This is a genomic window from Methanoregula sp., assembly GCF_003170075.1.
In the GTDB taxonomy this organism is placed as follows: domain Archaea; phylum Halobacteriota; class Methanomicrobia; order Methanomicrobiales; family Methanospirillaceae; genus Methanoregula.
This window is the reverse complement of sequence record NZ_PMZU01000028.1, coordinates 23,293-45,801: the sequence shown is the minus strand read 5'-3', so window position 1 is coordinate 45,801 and position 22,509 is coordinate 23,293. Positions and strand designations below refer to the sequence as shown.

General features: G+C 53.2%; 19 protein-coding genes. 11 read left to right on the top strand and 8 right to left on the bottom strand.

From position 1 onward, the window contains the following. Nucleotides 1–142: 142 nt before the first annotated feature. On the bottom strand, nucleotides 143–520 hold the full coding sequence (locus tag QZN75_RS03225) for an MscL family protein (protein WP_292424652.1): 378 nt from the start codon (nucleotides 518–520) through the stop codon (nucleotides 143–145). Nucleotides 521–711: 191 nt separating this feature from the next. On the opposite strand from QZN75_RS03225, the gene QZN75_RS03220 reads away from it, so the two are divergent. Beyond that, nucleotides 712–1,047 (top strand): cupin domain-containing protein, encoded by a 336-nt coding sequence (locus tag QZN75_RS03220; protein WP_292424650.1) that lies wholly within the window; start codon nucleotides 712–714, stop codon nucleotides 1,045–1,047. 35 nt (nucleotides 1,048–1,082) lie between these two features. Here QZN75_RS03220 and QZN75_RS03215 read toward each other — a convergent pair whose 3' ends face one another. Beyond that, a complete protein-coding gene (locus QZN75_RS03215) occupies nucleotides 1,083–1,307 on the bottom strand; it encodes a ferredoxin (protein ID WP_292424648.1) in 225 nt (74 codons plus the stop codon). Nucleotides 1,308–1,457: 150 nt separating this feature from the next. On the opposite strand from QZN75_RS03215, the gene QZN75_RS03210 reads away from it, so the two are divergent. The 8 genes from QZN75_RS03210 to QZN75_RS03175 all read left to right on the top strand — a co-directional run bounded on the left by QZN75_RS03210 (nucleotide 1,458) and on the right by QZN75_RS03175 (nucleotide 10,837). Beyond that, a complete protein-coding gene (locus QZN75_RS03210) occupies nucleotides 1,458–3,932 on the top strand; it encodes a heavy metal translocating P-type ATPase (protein ID WP_292424645.1) in 2,475 nt (824 codons plus the stop codon). Then, nucleotides 3,905–4,045, top strand: a complete 141-nt coding sequence (locus tag QZN75_RS03205) for a YHS domain-containing protein (RefSeq protein ID WP_292424643.1) — start codon at nucleotides 3,905–3,907, stop codon at nucleotides 4,043–4,045. The genes QZN75_RS03210 and QZN75_RS03205 overlap by 28 nt, the downstream gene beginning before the upstream one ends. Nucleotides 4,046–4,216: 171 nt before the next feature. Beyond that, the gene (locus QZN75_RS03200) at nucleotides 4,217–4,819 is read left to right on the top strand and encodes a DUF2179 domain-containing protein (protein WP_292424639.1); all 603 of its coding nucleotides are present in this window, start codon (nucleotides 4,217–4,219) and stop codon (nucleotides 4,817–4,819) included. A 166-nt stretch (nucleotides 4,820–4,985) separates the two neighbouring features. Then, nucleotides 4,986–5,474, top strand: coding sequence for a ferritin (locus tag QZN75_RS03195; protein WP_292424636.1), 489 nt, complete (start codon nucleotides 4,986–4,988; stop codon nucleotides 5,472–5,474). A 53-nt stretch (nucleotides 5,475–5,527) separates the two neighbouring features. Then, nucleotides 5,528–6,901 (top strand): response regulator, encoded by a 1,374-nt coding sequence (locus tag QZN75_RS03190; protein ID WP_292424633.1) that lies wholly within the window; start codon nucleotides 5,528–5,530, stop codon nucleotides 6,899–6,901. A gap of 58 nt (nucleotides 6,902–6,959) precedes the next feature. Further along, nucleotides 6,960–8,066 (top strand): DUF362 domain-containing protein, encoded by a 1,107-nt coding sequence (locus QZN75_RS03185; RefSeq protein WP_292424631.1) that lies wholly within the window; start codon nucleotides 6,960–6,962, stop codon nucleotides 8,064–8,066. A gap of 478 nt (nucleotides 8,067–8,544) precedes the next feature. Beyond that, on the top strand, nucleotides 8,545–9,210 hold the full coding sequence (locus QZN75_RS03180) for a metal-dependent hydrolase (protein WP_292424629.1): 666 nt from the start codon (nucleotides 8,545–8,547) through the stop codon (nucleotides 9,208–9,210). Nucleotides 9,211–9,343: 133 nt separating this feature from the next. Next, a complete protein-coding gene (locus QZN75_RS03175; protein WP_292424628.1) occupies nucleotides 9,344–10,837 on the top strand; it encodes an RNB domain-containing ribonuclease in 1,494 nt (497 codons plus the stop codon). A gap of 97 nt (nucleotides 10,838–10,934) precedes the next feature. Here QZN75_RS03175 and QZN75_RS03170 read toward each other — a convergent pair whose 3' ends face one another. After that, nucleotides 10,935–12,524, bottom strand: coding sequence for a PKD domain-containing protein (locus QZN75_RS03170; protein WP_292424625.1), 1,590 nt, complete (start codon nucleotides 12,522–12,524; stop codon nucleotides 10,935–10,937). Nucleotides 12,525–12,813: 289 nt separating this feature from the next. Then, nucleotides 12,814–13,605 carry a hypothetical protein gene (locus tag QZN75_RS03165; RefSeq protein ID WP_292424622.1) on the bottom strand — a complete coding sequence of 264 codons (792 nt, stop codon included), beginning with the start codon at nucleotides 13,603–13,605 and terminating at the stop codon, nucleotides 12,814–12,816. A 43-nt stretch (nucleotides 13,606–13,648) separates the two neighbouring features. Here QZN75_RS03165 and metG point away from each other — a divergent pair, with 43 nt between their 5' ends. Next, complete coding sequence (gene metG, locus QZN75_RS03160; RefSeq protein ID WP_292424619.1) at nucleotides 13,649–15,637, top strand: methionine--tRNA ligase; 1,989 nt, start codon at nucleotides 13,649–13,651, stop codon at nucleotides 15,635–15,637. Nucleotides 15,638–15,955: 318 nt separating this feature from the next. Here the strand turns inward: metG and QZN75_RS03155 are convergent, their stop codons facing one another. The 4 genes from QZN75_RS03155 to QZN75_RS03140 all read right to left on the bottom strand — a co-directional run bounded on the left by QZN75_RS03155 (nucleotide 15,956) and on the right by QZN75_RS03140 (nucleotide 21,630). Next, nucleotides 15,956–18,043, bottom strand: coding sequence for a PAS domain-containing protein (locus tag QZN75_RS03155; protein WP_292424617.1), 2,088 nt, complete (start codon nucleotides 18,041–18,043; stop codon nucleotides 15,956–15,958). Nucleotides 18,044–18,367: 324 nt separating this feature from the next. Next, a complete protein-coding gene (locus QZN75_RS03150) occupies nucleotides 18,368–18,973 on the bottom strand; it encodes a HEAT repeat domain-containing protein (protein ID WP_292424614.1) in 606 nt (201 codons plus the stop codon). Nucleotides 18,974–19,449: 476 nt separating this feature from the next. Continuing rightward, on the bottom strand, nucleotides 19,450–21,075 hold the full coding sequence (locus tag QZN75_RS03145) for a zinc ribbon domain-containing protein (protein WP_292424611.1): 1,626 nt from the start codon (nucleotides 21,073–21,075) through the stop codon (nucleotides 19,450–19,452). A 105-nt stretch (nucleotides 21,076–21,180) separates the two neighbouring features. Further along, nucleotides 21,181–21,630 (bottom strand): hypothetical protein, encoded by a 450-nt coding sequence (locus tag QZN75_RS03140; RefSeq protein WP_292424609.1) that lies wholly within the window; start codon nucleotides 21,628–21,630, stop codon nucleotides 21,181–21,183. A 166-nt stretch (nucleotides 21,631–21,796) separates the two neighbouring features. On the opposite strand from QZN75_RS03140, the gene QZN75_RS03135 reads away from it, so the two are divergent. Next, the gene (locus QZN75_RS03135; protein WP_292424607.1) at nucleotides 21,797–22,429 is read left to right on the top strand and encodes a hypothetical protein; all 633 of its coding nucleotides are present in this window, start codon (nucleotides 21,797–21,799) and stop codon (nucleotides 22,427–22,429) included. Nucleotides 22,430–22,509: the final 80 nt, after the last annotated feature.

The following is a 22,509-nucleotide window of genomic DNA, read 5'->3' as shown; positions in this document are numbered from 1 at the left end:
ACGGGAGGCATCGCAACCGGGGGGTATGGGGACATCATCCCCCATTCTCTCCAACCACAAACCCTTCAACCCCTGGCTTTTTCTCTCAGAATAAAGAGGGTTACAAAAATATAGGGAAATTTGTTGTTTCTCGCCAAGGAGATTATATTTTCTTGGATACATCTCCTTTCAACATGTATTTCACGAGCATGAATATCACCAGTGCAATGATGATGAAATTTATCAGAGCACCGGCAAAATCACCCGGCATAAATTTGATCGGCCCTAACTGAAGGACTGCACTCTGCCAGTCCCCGCCAGGAATAAGAACCCCGACAAATGGCATGATAATATCTTTCACCAGTGCCGTGACCAGCGTCGATGCTGCCGAGCCGATGACAAATGCGACAGCAAGACCGATGACCTGGTATTTGTTCAGGAATTCCATGAACTCTGCGCTGAACCCCTGTGCACCTTTGCGAAGGTCCATGACGCCTCCTTTGAGGTCTTTATCTTTCCCCTCAGTCTTCTTTTCGTCCATTGTATACCTCATCCGGGACGCAAACATCCCTGCATTTTGTTGATGTGTTTACCCATATTATTATTTGTATGTCCTGTTTTTCAATAAAATGTAAAATGTCATGACATGCCACCCCTCACCCGGCAGGAAGGCATTATGCGGGACGGGCACAGATATCCGTATGCATAAAAAACACTGTGCAGGAGCCTGTCATGACCGATACCGGACGTGAAGACTTAAAGGAAAAAGTGCTCAACGTAAACGATCTCATCGCCTACCAGACCGGCACCGTCGCGAGCCGGATGGTAGTCTTTAAAAAAGCCGGCACGATCACGGTTTTCTCCTTTGATGCGGGAGAAGGCCTCTCCGAGCATACGGCTCCCTTCGACGCGGTGCTCATGGTGACCGATGGCAGTGCCGAAGTGCAGATCAATAAAAAGCCCTTCACGGTCGGGACCGGCGAGATGATCATCATGCCAGCCAACAAACCTCACGCGGTCTTCGCGCACGAGCGGTTCCGGATGATCCTCACGATGATCCGCGAGTGAACACGGCCGATCTTTTTTTGCCATATCCGTGCAGGTCACTCCACGATGGTGATGATCGCCGCCGGACAGAGATCGGCGGCATCGCGTGCGCAGTCGATAGTATCGGGAAGTATGATGCTGGTCGCGGGATCTCCCTTCTCCTGGTACTCGGGAACTATCTCGCTGAACGAATCTTCCGCATTCTGGACAAAAAGTATCGGGCACGTGTCCCAGCACGAACCGCAGCTTACGCACTGCATCCGATCGATCGTTACCTTCATGTGATCCCCATAAATGTACTCACTCCTGCATGTTGGTGTCCGGCGCAATAAATATTCCACCCGTACCAAGCTGTCCCCTTCATAACTGTTATAAGCACAAAAAGAGAGATGCCGGACAAAGAAACCCTGTCCTGAAGGGAGGTCTTTCCGGTGCCGGAACCAGTGAAGAAAAAAGCGGACCTGAAAATTACCGGTATGCACTGCGCCACCTGTGCCGTTACCGTGGAAGAAGCGCTTGCAAATGTAAAAAACGTCACAAAGGCGCAGGTGAACTTCGGGACTGAGACCGCCCGTGTGGAGTTCGATCCTTCTAAAGTCTCAATTACCGATCTCGAAAAAGCTGTCCGCGACGCGGGCTATGAAGTAACCAATCGTGACGTGGTGCTCAAAGTCGGCGGCATGATGTGCGCCACCTGTGTCCAGACCATCGAGGCGGGTCTCCGGGCCCTGCCGGGGGTCGTCGCCGCGAACGTGAACCTCGGAAACGAGCAGGCCTATGTCACCTACAACCCGTCCCTTGCCTCGGTCGAGGACATGAAACGGGCAATCGAGGACGACGGGTACCAGTACCTCGGCATAGCCGGGCAGGTCAGCGACGAGGCGGAAAAAGCGGCACGGGACGCCGACCTGCACGACAAGCTGCTGCGGTTTTCCATCGGGTTTGCGGTCAGCATTCCGCTCATGATCGCAATGTGGGTGCCGCTTGGGATCTCCATGCAGGCACTCGGGTATTTCATGCTCGTCGTCTCGACACCGGTCTTCTTCTACGTTGCATACCCCATCTTCAAAGCCGCATGGACGACACTTAAGAACAGGACTCTTTCCATGGATGTGATGTACGCAATGGGTACCGGCGTTGCATATGTCGCAAGCGTGCTGGGCACGTTCTCGGTCGTGCTTACGAGCGACTACATGTTCTACGATACGGCGATCATGCTCGCCGCTTTTCTGATGCTCGGGCGGTACCTTGAAGCGCGGGCAAAGGGCCGGACCTCCGATGCAATTAAGAAACTGGCCAAGCTCCAGGCAAAGACTGCAACGATCATCCGTGACGGGAAAGAGATCGAGGTTGCCATCGAGGATCTCGTAGTCGGTGACATCGTGATCGTAAAACCCGGCAGCAGGATCCCTGTGGACGGCGAGGTCGTAACCGGCGAGAGTTACGTGGACGAGGCGATGATCACCGGGGAACCGATCCCGCCTTTAAAGGCCAAAGGGAGCCGGGTGGTCGGCGGCACAGTCAGCACGAACGGTGTCCTCTCGGTCAGGGCGACAAAGATCGGGAAAGAGACCGTGCTTGCGCAGATCATCAAACTCGTCGAAGATGCGCAAGGGTCAAAGCCGCCCGTCCAGCGGATCGCGGATGTTGCGGTCACGTACTTCATCCCGGCCGTCCTTCTCATCGCCGCTGCTGCGTTCATTGTGTGGTACTTCGTGCTCAATGCGACCCTGCTCTTTAGTCTCACGGCCCTCATCTCTGTGCTCGTAGTCGCCTGCCCGTGTGCGCTCGGCCTTGCTACGCCGACGGCAGTGACGGTGGGGATTGGCCGGGGGGCGGAACTTGGGATCCTCATCAAAAACGGCGAGGCGCTCGAACTTGCAGAGAAGGTCACGACCGTGATCTTCGACAAGACCGGTACGCTCACCCGGGGGAAACCGGAGGTGACCGATATCGCGGCAACCGGCGTCACTGAAGAGACGCTTCTCTCTCTTGCCGCAGCAGTCGAGAAGAACTCGGACCACCCGCTCGCTCAGGCTGTTGTCCACGCTGCGCAGGCAAAGGGTATCGCAATCGGAGAGGTGGAGAAGTTTGACACCCTGGGCGGCAAAGGAGTCCGTGCGCTTGTGCTCGGCGAAGAGGTGCTCTTGGGCAACCGCACGCTTATGCAGGAAAACGGCATCGCGCTTCCCGAAGGCATGGACGCAAAGATCCGCACATTCGAACAGGACGGCAAGACCGCGATCCTCGTCGCTATCGGCCACGAGCCCGCAGGCATCATCGCAATCGCGGATACACTTAAGGAGACCAGCGCTGAAGCGGTCCGGCGCTTAAAAGCCCACGGGATCGCCGTTGTCATGGTGACCGGGGACAACCGGCGCACGGCAGAAGCCATCGCCCGCACAATCGGGATCGACAGGGTGGTAGCCGAAGTCCTCCCGGGAGGAAAAGCCGCGGAAGTAAAAGCCATGCAGGACCGGGGAGAACGTGTTGCATTTGTCGGCGACGGGATCAACGATGCCCCGGCGCTTGCTCAGGCAGACGTGGGGATCGCGATCGGGAGCGGGACTGATATCGCCATCGAAAGTGGGGAGATTGTCCTTGTGCGGGACGACCTGCTCGATGCCGTGGCGGCGCTCGAACTCTCTAAAAAAGTGATGGGCAGGATCAAAGAGAACATTTTCTGGGCATTTGCCTACAACGCAGTCCTGATCCCGGTGGGCGCCGGTATCCTCTACCCGTTCTTCGGCTTTGTGTTCAGGCCTGAACTTGCCGCCCTTGCGATGGCTGCAAGTTCGGTAACCGTCGTGACCCTCTCCCTCCTCCTCAAAGGGTATATACCGGAAGCAAAGAAAAAAGATCAATTGGTGATGAAGGAATGGCAATCGACCCGATCTGCAAGATGACCGTTGACGAGAAGACGGCAAGGTTCACGAGCGAGTACAAAGGAAAGAGATATTACTTCTGCGCCCCGGGCTGCAAGAAGAAATTCGAGGCTGATCCCGCGAAATACGCGTGACGACCCGGGAGGAAACCGGGCACACTCCCCCGTGCAATTATGTAAATCTTCCCAATTTTCCCGTTTTTTAACTGAATATTGAATAACCTTGATATACAAACGACGGCAACTTTTCTTTAGTGTATCTGAATCGCCGGCATTACATAGGATAACGTGAACTGAGGCAAATACATGGCGTTTTTCTTAATCAGTCCTGACATCTATGCCTGGGTCATCCTGCCGGTGCTCATCTTCCTTGCGCAGGTAGCAAACGTCTGCATGGAGACACTCCGGATCGTCTTTCTCTCCAAGGGGATCAAGTACCTCGCACCCATTATCGCATTCTTTGAGATCATTATCTGGCTGCTTGCCATCGTCGGTGTGATGAGCAACCTGTCCAACATCGCGAACTTCTTCGCCTATGCCTTCGGGTTTGCGCTGGGCACGTATGTGGGTCTCGTCATTGAAGAGAGGCTCTCAATCGGCATGGTGATCATGCGCATTATCACTACTGATGGAACAGGAGAAGAGATCACGGGGTTTTTACAGGCTGAACATTATGGCACCACCAGTCTTGATGCAAAAGGAGCGCGTGGAGGCGTCAAAATGATCATTTCCCTTGTGAACCGCGACGATGTCCCACGGATCACCCGGCACATCGAGGAGACGAATCCTGATGCATTCTTCTCCATTGAAGATGTGCGGTACGTCAACCAGGGAGTTTTCCGCCCCAGAAAACAGAATCCGTTCACCGGGCTTTTACATACTCTTGCAAAACAGCGGAAAAAAACATAAAAAAATCAAGGTCCGGCTGCCTGTCACCGGGATCACGCTGTTCCGGAGGTTTTCTCTCTCCTTTTTTTCGCTGACACCATAAAAAACGACACCGGTGATCCTTTGTCACCTCCGAAACCATTATTAAAAAACAAACCAATCTCATCGCAGACAGGAGGTTTTCCGTATGTTATCAAAAACCATGGAAGATGCATTGAACCGGCAGGTCAACCGCGAGCTCTACTCATCGTACCTTTACCTTGGCATGTCTGCCTGGTTTGAGACGCTCAATCTCAAGGGGTTTGCCGGCTGGATGATGATCCAGGCAAAGGAGGAACGGGCCCATGCAATGAAGTTCTACGATTATATCATTGCACGACAGGGAAAAGTCGTCCTTGATACCATCGAGGCACCCAAGGCAAAGTGGTCCTCGGCCGGCAAGGTTTTTGAAGAAGTGTATGCGCACGAACAGAAGGTGACCGGCATGATAAACAACCTTGTTGACATTGCCATAAGGGAAAAAGATCATGCAACCTTCGAAGTGCTCCAGTGGTTTGTGAAGGAACAGGTTGAGGAGGAGGCAAATGCCGTCATGATCTGCGAAAAGATCAAAACCATCGGCGATACTCCCGGGCACCTCTTCTGTCTCGATCACGAACTTTCAAAACGAAAATAAGGATACATTCTTTTTTATCTTTTGTCGTCATATAAACGAAATAACGGTCAGAAATGCTTTCAGTCCTTGTCATTGACGATGAGGAGGAAGTGCTCAGCGTCACGCGCCTGTTCCTGGAACGGTTCGGGAATATGAAGGTCCGGACCGCCGGATCCACCAAAGAATCGCTGGTCCTCTTAAACGACCAGGCATTCGATGCGATCATCGTCGATTACGATATGCCGGAGATCAACGGCATCGAATTTTTAAAGATCCTCCGGTCAAAAGGTGACTTGACGCCGGTCATTATTTTTACCGGGGCGGGGGGGGAATATACCGCCATCGAGGCGCTCAACAACGGCGCAAACTTTTACTTAAAAAAAGGTGAGGATATCCAGCCGCAGCTCCGCGAGATGGCGGATATGATCCGGCGGGCTGTTGAAGGAAAAACGGCCGGGAGGGGCATCGGGACCACGCAGAAACTCTTGAGCGATGCCGTCCACTTCTTCCGCGAGCCGGCATTTGCAATCGACCGGGATGGTAAGGTGATCGCATGGAACGACGGCATGGCGGCTCTCTCCGGTGTGGGTGCCGGGGACATGATCGGGAAAAAAGACTACGAGTATGCCGTCCCCTTCTTCGGGCGCAAGATGCCGATGCTTATGGACATGGTCTTTGAAGACCCCGCGATAATCCGGCAGAACAATTATTCGATCATTGCGCAGGAGCAGGGAACGATTACCGCGTGGACTAAATCTACCGGCACTGATGGCGGTGAGCAGATCCTGTGGATGAAGGCAACCCCCCTCTTTGACGGGCGCGGGATCTTTATTGGCATCATCGGGGCGATCCGCGACATTACCCATACTGTCGGTACAGTCCTGGTAAACCCGCAGGCATCCAAAGGAGCCGGGCCGGAAAAAACCGGGGTTCCCACGGGACAGGGAAAGATGTTTGACCGCTTGCTCGGCAGATCAAAGGCAAACTACATGGAAGGTCTCCGGCTCTATTACCGGGAAGGGCGGTACGAGGATGCAATTGCCGCCTTTGACCGTGCGCTTGAGATCGATCCTTCGCATGCCTTTGCATGGCACGACCGTGCCGTGTGTCTCCGTGCGCTTGAGCGGAACGAGGAGGCGCTTGCGTCCGTTACAAAAGCGCTGGAGCTTGCACCGGCTGACGAAGAGATCCTCTCTACCTGTGCCGAGACGCTCCAGAAGATCGGGATCCTCATGAATGATGACAAAATCCTCTCGGCAGCGGTGGACGCCTTCAACCGGCTGCTGGAGAAGAACCCGGAGAATGCCGATGCCTGGAACAACATGGGTATCTGCGTACAGGAGATGAACCGGGATGACCTGGCGCGCCAGTACTTCGATCGGGCGCGGGACCTCAAGAAGTTTAAAAAGGACCGGGTCCGGAAGCGCAACCTCGAAACCATAGTCTGACCGGACACGAATTATAGATACATGTGCGTGACAATAATCGATCGGGGATGATCCGGAAATGAAAAGCACAGTCTGGTTTGCCAGCCTCCGGGCACGATCGAATGATGAGAATACCGAGGCAAAGATCAGGCGGCTTTTTGATGCCGCCGGTTTTTCGTCCTGTATCCATAAGCGGGATCGTACGGCGATTAAGCTACATTTCGGGGAGCGGGGTAGTGATGCATATATCAGTCCTGTCTTTGTCCGGCAGGTCGTGGAGAAGGTAAAAGAGGCGGGTGCCCTGCCGTTTGTGACGGATACGAACACGCTCTATCTCGGGAGCCGTTCAAATGCGGTCGACCATATCACAACTGCGGTGCTCCATGGGTTCGATTACGCGGTGATCGGGGCGCCGGTGATCATTGCGGACGGGCTCTGCGGGAAAAACGTTGCCAGGGTCACCATCAAAAAGAAGCACTTTAAAACGGTCACAATCGCCGGCGACATTGTTGCGGCGGACAGCATGATCGTGATGACCCATTTCAAGGGGCACGAGGTGGCTGGGTTTGGCGGGGCGCTCAAGAACCTCGCGATGGGATGTGCACCTCCTGCGGGGAAACGGGCGCAGCACCAGGCAAAGCCGTTCCCGATCCGGGCACTCTGTATCGGGTGCGGAAAGTGTGTTGCGGTCTGCCCGAAGTCGGCGATCACACTTGTCAAGAAAAAATCTACCTTTGACCCGAACCTCTGCATCGGCTGCTTCGAGTGTATGACCGTCTGCCCGTCGCATGCGATCGATATCGACTGGGAGACCGAGATCCCGCTCTTTACCGAGCGGCTGATTGAGTACGCGTACGGGGCGGTGCAGGGTAAAGAGGGAAAGGTCGGCTACCTTAGTTTCCTCACCCGGATCACACCGGACTGCGACTGCACTCCGTGGAGCGATGCCTCGATCGTCCCGGACATCGGTATCCTTGCCTCAACAGACCCGGTGGCGATTGATGCGGCGGCCTGCGATCTGGTGAACCAGCAGCAGGGGTATGCGGAGTCGTTCCTTTCCACCCATCACCCCCCGGGTGAGGATAAGTTTTCCGGGATGCGGCCGAACACGGACGGCAAGCGCCAGCTGCAGTACGCGGAAGAACTGGGTATGGGCAGCCGCAATTACAAACTGGTCCGGCTCTGAACTTTTTTTATCACAGTTTTTTCGGGCAGGTTTTTCCAGAGTATTTTCCCCAAGGGTTCATGGGTTTTTAGCCTCCTCAAGGTCCGCTCGTTCTTATGTAAGGGATGGGGTGAGACCCACTTGAAAAAAGAAGAGGGAGGGGGGTGGGGGTACCCCCATTTTGAAAGACTCAACTGCTGGGTCGCCCCCGCGGTGGATCAGGACAACCGGGAAAAATGCTGACAGAAACAAGAAGTTTCACTGGTTGCAGTAATGTGCACATGCATGCAACAAACAATATCGCTATTCTTACGATGTAAAACAGGTGCCGTAATTTACACTTTGCACTAAAAAAACATGGCAGCGCCCTCTTCAGCTGTTTACGTTCCATCAACGTTATCGAATCGTTGCAAAAGACAGGGTGCACCTGGGTTGCGGCTGCCAGGAGTTACCCTCCCTGCATAAAAAATTTCATCCCCCGGCGCCTCTATCTGCATATATGCATCTTACCTGGCTTGGCCATTCATGCGTGTTACTTTCGGGCACACAAAAAGTCCTGATCGATCCCTTCGTGCCTGAAGGCAGTGTCGCATCCACGTGCCCGGATATCGTTGCGGTCACCCACGGGCACCACGATCATCTTGGTGAGGTGGTGGCACTTGGAAAAACCGTGGTCGCCATCAGTGAGATTGCCCGTTACCTCGAGGCCAGGGGCGTCCCAGCCGAAGGGATGAACCTCGGGGGGACGATCACCGTTGGCGGGGTCTCCTTTACCATGACTCCTGCAGTGCATTCAGCCGGGATCGACTCGGCCGCAGGCAACCTTCCCGGTGGTGCCGCAGCAGGTTACGTGATCCGGATGGACGGCGTTTCAGTGTACCACGCGGGAGACACCGCGCTTTTCTCGGATATGAAACTGATCGGGGAATTGTATCATCCCGATATCGCGCTCCTTCCCATTGGTGGGAGATATACGATGGGGACAAGGGAAGCGATGATGGCGGCAAATTTTATCGGGGCAAAGACCGTGATACCGATCCACTACAATACCTGGGACCGGATTGCGGCAGACCCGGTGCCGTTCAAAACAGCCCTCGAACGGACAACGGATCTGACGGTAAAGATCCTCAGCCCCGGTGAGAGTATAGAGGTGACCCCCTCATAATGATCAATTAAAAAAATGTGTCTTTCACCGTTGTATGCATACAATATTACAGGCGCGGACGATTCGCTCTATCCTGTGAACCGGTACTTCCAGAAGTTTTTAAGCATTTAACTGAGAACTACACTCGATTGAAATGAAAAACCAACGGCCGCATCTCCACGACATCGATCTCAAAACTATCGCGTGGCATGCGATGGAAAAATACGGTTTTGAACCACGGTTTCCCCAGAATGTGATGGATGAAGTCAACGCGATGCAGGAGCGGACCTTTTTTGATATACCAAAGGACATGCGCGACCTTCGCACGCTCCTGTGGTCATCGATTGATAATCACGATTCACAGGATCTCGATCAGCTTGAATACTGCGAGCGCAATCCTGACGGCACGATCCGGGTTCAGGTCGCCATCGCAGACGTCGACTCCTATGTACAAAAGCGGTCACCCACAGATGAGTATGCGGCCCACAACGGGACCTCGGTCTATACCGGCGTCCTCACCTTTCCCATGCTGCCCGACCGGCTCTCCCACGGGATCACCTCGCTCCTGCAGGGAAAAGACAGACTGGCCGTTATTATTGAGTTTTTAGTCCACCCTGACGGGAGTTTCTCCCCCGGAGATGTATACCGGGCACTGGTCCGCAACAAGGCAAAACTCGTGTACGAGACTGTGGGAGAGTGGCTGGAGGGTACAGGCCCCCTCCCGAAGGGCATACAGGATGTCCCGGGACTCGAAGAGCAGCTCCGTCTCCAGAACGAAGCGGCGCAAATTCTGCGGAAATATCGCCGTGACGAGGGAGCACTTGAGTTTGATACCGTAGAGCCCGAAGTGGTCATGGAAAACGGCGAGGTAAGGGGGCTTGTTGCCCTGACACCGAACCCGGCCCGGGCCTTAATTGAGGAGTTTATGGTCGCGGCAAATGGGACGATGGTCGCCCGGTTGGGTGCTGCCGGTGTGCCTATGATCCAGAGAGTCGTAAAGACGCCAAGGAACTGGGCCGGCATCATCCTTACTGCTGCCACCTTCGGGGAGACCCTGCCGGAGAAGCCAGATGCAAAAGCGCTTGCAAAATTCCTCATAAAGGAAAAAACCGCGGATCCTCTTCATTTTCCCGACCTGTCCCTTGCCGTGATAAAACTGATGGGGCCCGGCGAGTACATGATGCTTGAACCGGGTGCTACGCCGGTCGGTCACTTTGCCCTCGCGGTCATCGATTACACACATGCGACGGCACCGAACCGGCGCTACGTGGATATCATCAACCAGCGCCAGGCAAAAGCGATCCTGATGGGGAAACCCGGTCCTTATTCAGCAGCAGATCTCTCCGATCAGGCCCTGTGGCTGACCGACCGGGAGAAAGCGTCAAAGAAGGTCAAACGGTTCATGCGGAAGTCCGTTGCTGCCCTGCTGCTTGAGGACAGTATCGGCAAGACCTTCGACGCCCTTGTGACCGGCGCAGCGGACAAGGGAACCTATGTCAGGCTGCTTACACCACCGGCCGAAGGCCGGGTCGTGAAGGGCGAGCAGGGACTTAATGTCGGCCAGAAAGTGCGTGTCCGGCTTATAAAGACCGACCCGTATAACGGGTTTATCGATTTCGAATGCATCAGCCGGGAAAAAATGGCATAATGTAAGGGGATATTCCCGAAATTTCTTCTGGTAACCGGAAACGATCATCCTCTATTATAAAAAGGAGGCGAACCCCGGGGGTGGCAAAGGAACTGCCTTACAGGTCCCGGCCCCGCGATCTCCTCTTTTTGCCCCTGGACCGTCCTCCTGCATGAAGAACAAGTGCACTGATGACAAGTACCAGTATCACAACTCCGATCAGGAGTAATATCCATGACGGTAATCCTTCAGATCCCTGTGGGGCTATTGTCTCGGCTGCGGTCTGTGTCTCTGTCGGCTGTACGGTGGTGGTATTCTGAGTGAGGGAGATCGTTGTGGAAACGGGAGTCGGGGTCGCCGTTTCGACCGGTTCAGAAACGGTAATATACCCCGGCTGGGTGGTGGTGGTGTAACCTCCCGTGTTTACTGTCATCAGACTGACAGTATAGGTACCGCTTTTTATGTAGGTATGCGAGGGGTTCTGCTCGGTATTCAGAATTCCATCACCAAACGACCACTGCCATCCGGTCGGAGAATTTGTTGAGGTGTCCGTGAACTGGACGGTGAGCGGAGCGGATCCTGATTGTCTGTCAGAGGTAAACGAGGCAACGGGGGAGGGTGCGACGTTCGTGACCGTGATGTACCCTGACATGGTTGTGGTGTTGCTGCCTGCAGAGTTTGAGGAGCCCAGTGAAACGGCGTACGTTCCAACGGAGTTGAAGGTGTACACCGGGTTCTGGAGTGTGGAAGTTCCGCCATCCCCAAAGGACCAGTACCATCCGGTCGGGGCATTGGTTGAGGTATCGGTGAACTGGACTGCCAGGGGTTTAACGCCGGAAGTCACGTTTGCTGTAAATGATGATACAGGGATCGCAGCTTCTACGGTGATGTATCCGGTCCGGGAAACGGTATTGCTGCCAGCAGAGTTGGTGGCAGTGAGAGTGACCGTATATGAACCGGCAGTTGTGTAAGTGTGTGCCGGGTTCTGGAGCGTGGAGGTACTGCCGTCCCCGAATGACCATACCCAAGCCGTCGGGGAATTGCTCGAAGCATCCACAAACTGGACATTTAAGGGGGCATATCCTGAAGTTACCGTCGATTTGAACAATGGTTCAGGAGTGTCTGTCACCATGTTTGCAGTGATATATCCGGTCTGGGAACTGGTGTTACTGCCGGCAGAGTTGGTGGCAGTGAGGGTGACCGTATAGGTTCCTTCTGTTGTGTAGGTATGTACCGGGTTCTGGAGCGTAGAGGCTCCGCCATCTCCGAATGACCATACCCAAGCCATCGGGGAGTTGGTCGAGGAATCCAGGAATTGCACGGAGAACGGCACGGATCCTGTTGTCACATTAGCAATAAAAGATACGGCGGGAACTGATACTGCTTTCGTTGCGGTTATGTACCCGGCCTTGGTGAGGGTATCACTGCCTGCTGAGTTTGTAGCGATGAGTGTGACGGTATACGTGCCTGCAGTTGTGTAGGTATGCGCCGGGTTCTGGCTGGTTGAGGTTCCGCTGTCGCCAAACAGCCATGTCCATGAAGTCGGCGAATTGAAGGAGGAGTCCATGAACTGCACCGATAGCGGGATGGATCCTGATGATACATTTGAAATGTAAGAGGCCACAGGTTTATCTGCGGAGACCGGGCTTACAAGAAATACCATGGTGATAAGGACAAGGAATCCCAAAAACACTGGTGTGGTTTTCATGCTGAACCGTCCGATGCTTTTTTTTCCGGGGATGCGATGAGACCAGAGAACTGCATATTATCCCTCTCTTTTAATGTAACATTGATATTACCTGTTGTTATTAGTGTTTGCTCCGGAGTCCCCGGTACATCCTGTAAAACCGGCAATGTCTCGTGGAAAGATGGGGCATTCATGGAATACAAAAGGTGAAAGGGCGTCTTAAAAATGCCTCATCCGTAGTATACCGGGAATCTTCGGGCGTCGTACTGGCAGGAACATCTGACCGGGTTACCTGATGGGGTGACGCATCTCATTTCAGGTATACTGCCGTCTCCACGAGTTTCCCCCAGTACGCGTCGCACGCATCGGTGCAGTAGCCCCCGGCCATAACCTGGTCCGGATCAAGGTACGACAACGCGAGCCGGATGGCCTCTTCGTCAGGATCCATCACGATCAGCTGGTGGAGATCGTACTCGTTTGCAAGATCAAATACGGTCTCAAGCATTTTTTTACCCGCCGCGACCCTGCGCTGGTGCTCTATAAGGATCCGGAGGCTTTCCTTGTCCGGGGCAGTCGGGAAAAAGAAAACATTCTCCCGGGAAAGCAGAGAGATCTCGGCTTCGTTTATCTTCCCGCAGAGGAGCACGTGCCCCCCGGTCCCTGCGTCCCGCATTACCCGCATGACCGTGCGGTAGGCCCCGGCAAGCGCATCGTTCCACTCATCTTCATCGTGATAATATCCGTCAACAATTCCCAGTTCATGTGGCGCGGGGATCGCGCACCAGACTCCCTTTTTCTGTGCCGCGATCAGGCCGGCATCCCCACGTATCGTGCCGGTTTCCACTCCTATTTCATCAGTGACCGTATCACCGCAAAGGCCGCAGAGACTCCCTAGTATTCTGTTCCCGCAAAAGAGGCCACCGGCACAGGGCCGGGTGATGCCTGCCGCAAGCTGCGGCGCAAGCGACCGGTCGAGCCGGTACGCGTGCAGGTCTGCGGCAATCCCCCGGTGGTCCGCGACCCAGTCGGCAAGCGCGGCGATATCCGGCACCCCGGGTTCCGCACCAAATGCCTGAGTCTCCAGTGGTACGATCTTTGCCATGGTACAGGGATTATTACGTATCACATGCTAAAAAGTACCTTCAATGACAAAACCACCGCTGCTGGTTACCTGCGGGCTCCCGTACACGAACGGGCCCTGCCATCTTGGTCATCTGCGAACGTACGTCCCCGCCGATTGCTACGTCCGCTATATGCGGCGGACGGGGGAAGAGGTTGCGTTTGTCTCGGGCTCGGATAACCACGGGACGCCGATCGTGGTCTCGGCAGAAGAGCAGGGGATCTCTCCCCGGGCGCTCTCCGAGCGGTATCACCGGCACTTCGATGAGACCTTCAAGAGGATCGGGGTCAACTTCGACTATTTCGGTATGACCGACGACCCCGTAAACCACCACCGGACGCAGGAAATCATGAGCAGGCTCGTAAAAAACGGGTATGTTTATAAGCGGATCGTCCACCAGGCGTACTGTCCGAAGTGCAGGCGTTTCCTCCCTGATCGGTACGTCGAGGGCACCTGTCCCTATTGCGGCAAGCAGGCACGGGGAGACGAGTGTGACCAGGGGTGCGGCAAGCACCTTGAGCCGGGTGAGATCAAGGACCCGGTCTGCAAAGTCTGCGGAACAAAGGCGGAGTTCCGTGACCAGGAGCATTATTTCTTCAGACTGTCCGCGTTCAGGGACTACCTGCTCCCCTTTCTCGACCGGCTTCATGGCACGAGTAATGCGAAGAACTACGCGATCGGCTGGATCAAGGACGAGTTGCATGACTGGTGCATCACCCGCACGCTCGAATGGGGGGTAAAATTCCCCGGCCGCGATGATCTCGTGGTCTATGTCTGGGTCGACGCTCCGATCGGCTATATCGCGTTTACCGAAGAGTGGGCCGCAAAGGCCAAAAAAGACTGGAAGCGGTACTGGTGCGGGGAAAACCGGGTCACGCATTTCATTGGCGGGGACATCATCTACCACCACTGCATCTTCTGGCCGGCTCTTTTAAAAGGCGCCGGTTACGGCGAGCCGTATGCCGTCGTTGCAAGCGGGATGGTAAAAGTCGACGACCATAAGTTCTCGAAGTCCCGGGGCTACGTGGTCTGGACAAACGAGGATTATCTCGACAAGGGTCTCCCTGCCGATTACCTGCGGTACTATCTGCTTGCTTACACGAGCCATACGAAGGAACTCAACTTCTCGTGGAAAGTATTTGGCGAGCGGATCAACAATGAAGTGGTCAACATTCTGGGGAACTTCGTGTACCGCACACTCTTTTTTGCGCACAAGGAGTACGGTGGGGTGCCGGCCGGCGGGGTCGACCTGACGATCACCGCCGAAATCGAGAAATGTCTGGAGAGTGTGGACAAGCAGATGCAGGAGTACGAGTTCAAAGGCGCGGTAGATACGATCATGGCGCTTGCCGCGTTCGGGAATACCTATATCCAGACCAATGCGCCGTGGAAACTGATCAAGACCGATCGAACCGCTGCGGGGCAGGTGATAAAAAACAGCGTTCAGATCGTAAAAGCCCTTGCACTGTTGATTGAGCCTGTGATGCCGGAAAAGGCACAGGAGTGCTGGGCGCAGCTCGGGTATGACGATACAGTGGCAGCCCACCGGATAGATGAGGCAGCCGGCCCGGTCCAGGAGCGGGCTCTTAAGGCCCCGGCGCCGCTCTTTAGTCGGCTCGAAGAGCATCAGATCGCAGAACTGGACGCCGTGCTCCAGCAGCGCGTTCGGGAAGCAAATAAAAAAATGGAGAAAATACCAATGATTTCGATCGAGGATTTCAGTAAAGTTGAAATGAAGACCGGGAAAGTGCTTGCCGCCGAGGCGATCCCTAAATCAAGCAAACTCCTGAAGTTACAGGTGGATATCGGGGGAGAAACACGGCAGATTGTGAGCGGGATCGCACAGTTTTACAAACCGGAAGAACTGGTGGGAAAGGATGTGGTTGTGCTCACAAACCTTGCGCCGGCAAAGATCTTCGGTGTGGAAAGCAATGGCATGATCCTCGCGGCCGGGGATGCGGCATCGCTCCTCATGCCCGAGAAGCCGGTGGAACCGGGGACGAAGATCCGATAGGTTTTTGGATCTTCTCTTTATTTTGCAGTGAAATGTTCAATAAGTCATTTATAAAAAAACCCTGCCGCTTTCAAAAGTGAATATCTCTTATTATGGAGCGCCTGCAACGTGTGCGAGTGAGGCACGAAGTATCGACTGAAACCTTCCATGAGCGTATTAATCGTTTTTGATCATTTCTCCGGGATCTCATTTCTCGTGGAACGTCCGCCCGGTATTATGCCGGGACCGGGTATTTTCCGGCATTTTGAATCATGATCTTACGGTTAACTGACGGTAATATCTGATCCTGGTAAAAGGCCGGGATGGACCTGTCATGAGTTACTTTCCCGGTCTGAACCGTCCTTTCGGTACCACGATCTCAAAGCGCGCCCCTCTTCCCGGTTCACCGGTTTCAGTGATGGTGATGCCCGTAAAGCCGAGCAGTTCGCGGGTCAAAAAGAGGCTGACGATATTTTCGTTGTGGTACCCGAATTCGAAAATCCGCTCTTTTTCACGTGTGGTGATCCCTCTACTGTCGTCCTCGTAGACCAGTATGAGTGATTCCCCTCTTTTCTGGGTGGTCATTTGTATTTTCGAAAGTCTCGATCCATCACGCCGGAATGACAGGGACAGAAGGGAAAAAAAGATCCGGGGAAGTAACGGGTCAGCAAAGATCTCGGTATCTCCAATATCGGCCCTGATATCGACACTGTGCTCTGGCAGCATCTGGATTGCTTCGGCAAATGCCTGATGTACTGATTGCCATCCGGGTGTGATCAAACAGGGGTCCTGGAGAGCCCCCACATAGGCAATCTGATTCTTAATGGATTCCACCGATCCAATGGTCTTGTCAAAGAACATCTGAATGTCATCTTTAGTGGTCTTGAGCTGGGCCCTCTCGAGATAAGTCATGATGATGGCAAGCTGATCGAGAATATCACTTCGGGTGATGCTGAATATCAGGTCCTTTTTAAGGGTCATGGCTTCATCGGTCACATCTTCTGCGATACCGAGCATGTACCTCACGGATCTCTTTGAGTCATAGATCGGCACGACGATCATATGAATAACACGGTCCCCGTGCATTTTTGTCGTGATCTTCTTATACTTGATCTCCACCCGGGAGGCAAGCGCTTCAGCATCCTCTCCTTTTATCTGTGCCGCCATTGCTGCAGGGAATATTTCCTCGTCAGACTTTCCTATTACATCCGTCGCCGGCCGCTCAAAGATCTCCTCGCTTGCCCGGTTCCAGAAAACATACCTGCCTATATCCATTTTTTTAAGGAAGATTCCCACCGGCATCTGGTCAATCAGGTCCCTGCGGAAGATCTCCTCATCTTTGAGCGTCTGAGCTGCGGCCTTGAGCGAATCCACCATCGTATTAATGCTCTTTTCAAGGATCACAAATTCCCGGGCCTGCGTCGTACCGATCCGGTGTTCAAAATCCCCGCTGGCGATAATATCTGCATCATGGGCAATTTTTACTATCGGACGGTTCATCTGTCGGGAGAATGCGTAGGCAAGGATACACCCGATCAGGAGTGCACAACCCCCAAACAGGAGGTGGATGAACACGAGATGGTTAAGGGCATCCTGAACCCGGCCGGTATTGTAGGTGATCTCTACGATCCGACTCATATCGGAACCATACCGGGGATTTTTCAGATCGACAAACAAGTACCGGATTTCCCGGTGATTCACGGGATCATCTATTTGTAGGGTCTGCCGGTTGGCGATCACTTGAAGGACGTACGATTCTGTGCGGTTGTCCGGCAGGCTGTCATCACTAGGGTTATGCCCCATCATGTCAAAAACGCTGTACTGATCGATATAAGGGTTAAAAGAAACAGATTCAGCAATATTATTCATATCATTCATTTTTAGATCGGTCTCATTGAACGAGGGACTTGCATAGCCAAGCTCCATGACATACTGGTGATCCGGGGTGGCCTGGTAGGCGTACTTACGGTACTTGCCGGTGTCCAGTGACTCATGCACTACGCGATCGGGAAAAAAACCCTGCGACTGCCTGACTTTTGTCAGGTATTCATAAAAATAGGGAATTTTCCGGAAATCCTCGTTCTGTTCCGGGGGATACGTGGTATAAACAATTATACCTGACTCGTTGATGACATAGATGTCATACCCCTCACCAATGATCCCTTTGACCTTTGCGAGGTTCATGGCCGCGGGATTTCCGCCGGAACGATTGTATTCAGCAAAGACTACATTAAACCCGTGTATCATCTGCCGGTTGAGCTGGTCATCCATAATGGTGGTTGCCGTATCATCCAGCCGTAATGCTGCAGCAATACTATCTTCAGTTTGATTCTGAAGGCTTGAAAATTCATTGTCGATACCGCTTTTGAGATTGATATAATCATATACGGTCATGAAACCGACAAGACAGACGACAAGAACAACCATGGCGATTAAAAGTGAATGGGAGAAAGGACGGTTTTTTCCAGAAGGAGGTTCATTGGTTCCCAAACGTCATCACCATGCCGGTACACGGGTTAATGCCTGTTAATGGCTTTCAAATATTGTATTCACTCATATGTCGCCATAAAGGTACGTAATTGATCCGGCGCCCGTGTAGACCGGTATTAAAAAAAAGTGCCTCTTTTAACCTGCATTGATAATTCTGCGGCAGGGACAATGATTCCCGGCAAACGGCTTACCGTACATGTGCAGTTTTCCCCCCTGATAATCATCGTAGCGGCGGGGTGTGGGGGGTTTTGCCGGGCCGGATTATTTCAGCGCCTCGTTCATTGCTTCTCTGACCTTCTCATCGGTCTCGGTGGCAAGGGCCTCTTTGATGGCTGTCTGAACTTTCTTTCCGCCAATTGCAGTGAGTGCCCGCACGGTCATCAGTCTCACGAGCCGGTTCTCATCTTTTAAGAGAATGATCAGTGGATCGATTGCGGTGGAATCTCCCAGATCCCTGAGCCCTTTTGCCGCCATGTATCGCACATGATCGCGATTGTCCCGGAGACCCCAAACGAGCGGCTTTAATGCTTTTTCATCGGCAAGTTTCCCGAGTGCCTCAACCGCACGGTACCTCGTCTCCCATCTTGGGTCTTTCATGGCATCAGCAAGTGGTTCAGTTGCGGCCTTACCCGTGGCGACCAGCGCGAGCATTGCCTGTTCCCGTACGGATTTGTCCAGATCCCCAAGCGCTTCGATTAAGGGCCGTATGGCCTGCGTGGTTCGTGCATTGCCGAGCAGGTATGCGGCGTGTTTCCTGAGGGTCGGGTCGGCACTGTTGTGCAGGGTACTTATCAGGACATCGATTCCGCGCTTTGCAAGATCCTCCGCCCCTTCAGGAACGGGGGGGGGCACATTTGTATCCGCCATGGTATATCCTCATGGACTATTACGGTCTTTTAAAATATTAAAAACGCTTGTGACGGCACCTGTTAAGTGGTAACCGGCTTTTAGGGAATGTTCGGACCGCGGGCACGTGCGGGGGGTCGTGATAAAAAAATGATCCGGGGTGGGTTTTACCCCACCCGCAGGATATCTGTATGTTGTTGTTTTTTATTGTGGATCAGGATTGTGCTATCCTGATGGATATCTGATTCCTGTAAATGTATTATTTTCCTGTATGCGGGATTGCGGTATCACCTCCATGTTCCTTCCGCTCATTATCATTGATGGTGCGGTATACGGGATCTACCGGTGGAAAAAAGGGAAAAAACCGACAGCTGTACCAGCTGAATCCAAAGAGACAAAATAACTTTTTTTGACACAAGGTCATATTTAAAAAATGTCGCAATTCCTGATCATCCCTCCCGTTATGGGAGACTCAAGGAATCAGCGACAGGTAAAAATTATTTTGTGGCAACCGTCGTTGTGATCTTTGCCGTTGTATTCGTGGCCGGTCCCGTTGTTGCCGCTGTTATTGTACCGCTGTTTCCACTAACCCCCGGCTGTTGCACGACACCGGTGGTCGTGTCAACGGAGAGCGTCACTTTGCCGTAAGGGGCGGTAGTGTTGCTGCTGGTAAGTACCCTGCCATCCTTGTAGATCGATACTGTAATCGCATGCTTGGAGCCGTCCAGTTTCTGGAAGGAAGCAGTCACTGTACCTGTTGCATCCCCACCAGTTGCATTCTCCACCGGGCGGACCCTCTCCCCGGAATTTGTTTCTGTCAGCTGGTTATCCGATGGTCCGTATGTGCCTTTCCACCCGCCAATATAGTTCACATACAAATAGACCCCGGTCTGGGGAATGGTAACCGGCGTCTCTGTCGCTGTCACAACCGTGGTGCTGGCACTGCTGGAGGATGGGGTAGTTGTCGTGGCTGTAGCAGACCCGTTGGAACCGTGGGGTATATTCCCAAGTAATCCCATTTTAGGCAGGATAACAACCACTGCGACCACAGCGATGAGAATAATTACGATAACTCCCGCTGCAAGCAGAATCTTCTTCTTGTTTGCAGGTTTTTTTGGCCGGGGTGGAACTGCGGTGGGCATGGATGACGGAACAAGCGGAGTGGGGGGCAGGTCTTTTGGAGAGAAGAGCCGGGGCATAAACCGCTTCTTTACCGGGGGTGCGGCTGAGGGTACTGCGGTGGCTGAAGGTTGTTCCGGCGTGACAGGTGTCTCAGTGGCAGCCGGTGTAGGAGATTCGGGAGGTGTCACTTCTGGTACGGGTGGGACGGAGCGGAGCGGATCGCGGGGGATGTTGATGGGGGATTTCTCTATGAGAGGTTCGATAGACTGGATATCTAGATCCAACGGGCGCTCTTTTGGTGCCGTGGATACAGGAGTGGATGGTGCTGACGCCAAAACCGGTGCCTCGGGGGTCTCACCCGGAAATATAATCCGTGTGCCGCACGTGTTGCAGAAACCGGAACCCTCCGGTACCTTCGAACCGCATCGGGTACAATAGGTGCCGAGTAGCCCTTCGGATGCTGGTGAAGGGGCCGGTACTGGGGGCTGCCTGGATTCCGGGAGAGATTCCACGATCTTTTTTTCCGCTGGGGAAAACCCGGTCGGTCGTGAAAGTGTTGCCGGAGATCCGACAGTCTCATAGGTAAGCGGCAGAATATTATTCTGTTCTGTCGACGCGATCTCCATTCCCGGGATAACCTTGCGGATCACCTGCTCAAACGATGGGGTGAGATGTGCCCGGATCTGCCGAACCCATTCGTCACGTTCCTTAATCCGGTTTCCGCCGCCTTCACGGGAGAAGGTCAGCACCATCTGTCGTGTTCCGCCGGTCTTGGTGATGATCCCCAGAGTTATTACCAGATCCCGGATTGCGTTCTCTCCTGATGCCATGGATTGGATCGTAGCAAGCGGGATTTCTTTTGGGGGCATGATGTTCTTTGCCCTGTCAACGAGGATAATTCGTTTGTTGGTGAGGATTGCCTCAAACGAAATCGATTTTACATGGACACCCTGCGTCCGTATGAGAACCTGTTCGTCACCATGTAATTCTGGATCATCCATACTACTACTCCCTCCCACAATACTATCACCAGTGGGATGTCTGCCGAGAAAAAGATATTTGTCTGTATTCTCTTCCGATCCGTATGTATGATGAATACATTATACTCACCGGATAAAGACCATCGAATCCGGCAACCCACCGTGGTGGGAGAGTACTTCTTTGAGCGTATTAGATGCAAGCATTCGCTTCATGACAATAGATGATAAGGAAACCCCGCACTCCTTTGCGAGAGGGTCATCTGGGGCACAGCTGCATGGTTCCCCGGACAATTCCCGGTCAAATATATCTTTTATAATGTGATTTTGGACAAAGGTCAGTTCGGTCATCATCTGCTGGTCAGGCATCCGTGCCGCAGCAAAGGAAAACCGGATTACATCTTCGAACTGGTGGGATTCTCCTTCCGCAGAAAGTCTGATGAGACAGGAGATTTCAAACCGCTCGTTTTCTACTTTTTTGATCGCGGAATGTTCGATACTGAGCAACAGCACCCTTCCTGAAGGAATTAAGTGGATGTGGTGATCCACGTCAAGCATCGCAATACTTCCTGCTGGCATAGTTATCCTCAGTATGGGATGGTACTTCTGTTGGAAATAAAGTGTTTGTGCCTGCATGGAAAAGAGAGTATACGTGAAAAACACGTACGTCTTTGTCTGTCATGAATAACAGGTAATAAGGACATCCTCCGACAAGCATTTTATCTGATATTGTCAATCGTACCATATGCATATTGGATCTGGTATTCTCTGTGCAGTTCTCGCAACGGTACTTGTCAGTGCGGGCTGCCTCTCGGCAATTTTCCCGGATCTCGTACCGGCACCGACCCTGACCCCGACACCGGCCCCAGTACCAACGACAGAGAGCCAGGTTGCGACTGTTCCGGTATCCCAGATGGCCCTCCAACCTTCAGATATGCCATCAGACTATATTCTCAAGGATCGATCTGACCTCTCGTACCTGGAGATGGACCAGATGTCACATGATCTGGGCTGGAAAGCTGGGTATGTGGTTACATACTACCGTATGAACCAGGAAAAATACGACATGACCGAAATCCGGCAGGTTATCGATCTTTATCCTCTGGAAAATATGAACAAAGTATTCGATATCGAAAAGGATGCCATATCCTCTCAGAAAACCACATTGACACAGATCTACGAACTTCCCTGCCCGAATATGGGAGATCGGACGTTTGCATACCGCACATCTGATACTCAGAATCTCCTTTCGATCACCACCTATTCGATAATCTTTACCAACAAGGATGTCTACGAAGAACTGACCATGAGTGGCACAACGACGGATTTTGAAACTTTAAAGGAACTGGCGCAGACAGCGACAGCCAAGATCCAGTAAGGTGTCTTTGCGTACAGGGGCAGATGAACACGGGAGACTGCAGATGGTGTCTTCCGGTACCACGGATATTTTCTGGAGTT

Excerpts from the sequence above, each read along its gene's own strand:
- QZN75_RS03225 (WP_292424652.1), bottom strand. The coding sequence starts at position 520 with ATGGACGAAAAGAAGACTGAGGGGAAAGATAAAGACCTCAAAGGAGGC.
- QZN75_RS03220 (WP_292424650.1), top strand. The coding sequence starts at position 712 with ATGACCGATACCGGACGTGAAGACTTAAAGGAAAAAGTGCTCAACGTA.
- QZN75_RS03215 (WP_292424648.1), bottom strand. The coding sequence starts at position 1,307 with ATGAAGGTAACGATCGATCGGATGCAGTGCGTAAGCTGCGGTTCGTGC.
- QZN75_RS03205 (WP_292424643.1), top strand. The coding sequence starts at position 3,905 with ATGGCAATCGACCCGATCTGCAAGATGACCGTTGACGAGAAGACGGCA.
- QZN75_RS03200 (WP_292424639.1), top strand. The coding sequence starts at position 4,217 with ATGGCGTTTTTCTTAATCAGTCCTGACATCTATGCCTGGGTCATCCTG.
- QZN75_RS03195 (WP_292424636.1), top strand. The coding sequence starts at position 4,986 with ATGTTATCAAAAACCATGGAAGATGCATTGAACCGGCAGGTCAACCGC.
- QZN75_RS03190 (WP_292424633.1), top strand. The coding sequence starts at position 5,528 with ATGCTTTCAGTCCTTGTCATTGACGATGAGGAGGAAGTGCTCAGCGTC.
- QZN75_RS03185 (WP_292424631.1), top strand. The coding sequence starts at position 6,960 with ATGAAAAGCACAGTCTGGTTTGCCAGCCTCCGGGCACGATCGAATGAT.
- QZN75_RS03180 (WP_292424629.1), top strand. The coding sequence starts at position 8,545 with ATGCATCTTACCTGGCTTGGCCATTCATGCGTGTTACTTTCGGGCACA.
- QZN75_RS03175 (WP_292424628.1), top strand. The coding sequence starts at position 9,344 with ATGAAAAACCAACGGCCGCATCTCCACGACATCGATCTCAAAACTATC.
- QZN75_RS03170 (WP_292424625.1), bottom strand. The coding sequence starts at position 12,524 with ATGAAAACCACACCAGTGTTTTTGGGATTCCTTGTCCTTATCACCATG.
- QZN75_RS03165 (WP_292424622.1), bottom strand. The coding sequence starts at position 13,605 with ATGGCAAAGATCGTACCACTGGAGACTCAGGCATTTGGTGCGGAACCC.
- metG (WP_292424619.1), top strand. The coding sequence starts at position 13,649 with ATGACAAAACCACCGCTGCTGGTTACCTGCGGGCTCCCGTACACGAAC.
- QZN75_RS03155 (WP_292424617.1), bottom strand. The coding sequence starts at position 18,043 with ATGGTTGTTCTTGTCGTCTGTCTTGTCGGTTTCATGACCGTATATGAT.
- QZN75_RS03150 (WP_292424614.1), bottom strand. The coding sequence starts at position 18,973 with ATGGCGGATACAAATGTGCCCCCCCCCGTTCCTGAAGGGGCGGAGGAT.
- QZN75_RS03145 (WP_292424611.1), bottom strand. The coding sequence starts at position 21,075 with ATGGATGATCCAGAATTACATGGTGACGAACAGGTTCTCATACGGACG.
- QZN75_RS03140 (WP_292424609.1), bottom strand. The coding sequence starts at position 21,630 with ATGCCAGCAGGAAGTATTGCGATGCTTGACGTGGATCACCACATCCAC.
- QZN75_RS03135 (WP_292424607.1), top strand. The coding sequence starts at position 21,797 with ATGCATATTGGATCTGGTATTCTCTGTGCAGTTCTCGCAACGGTACTT.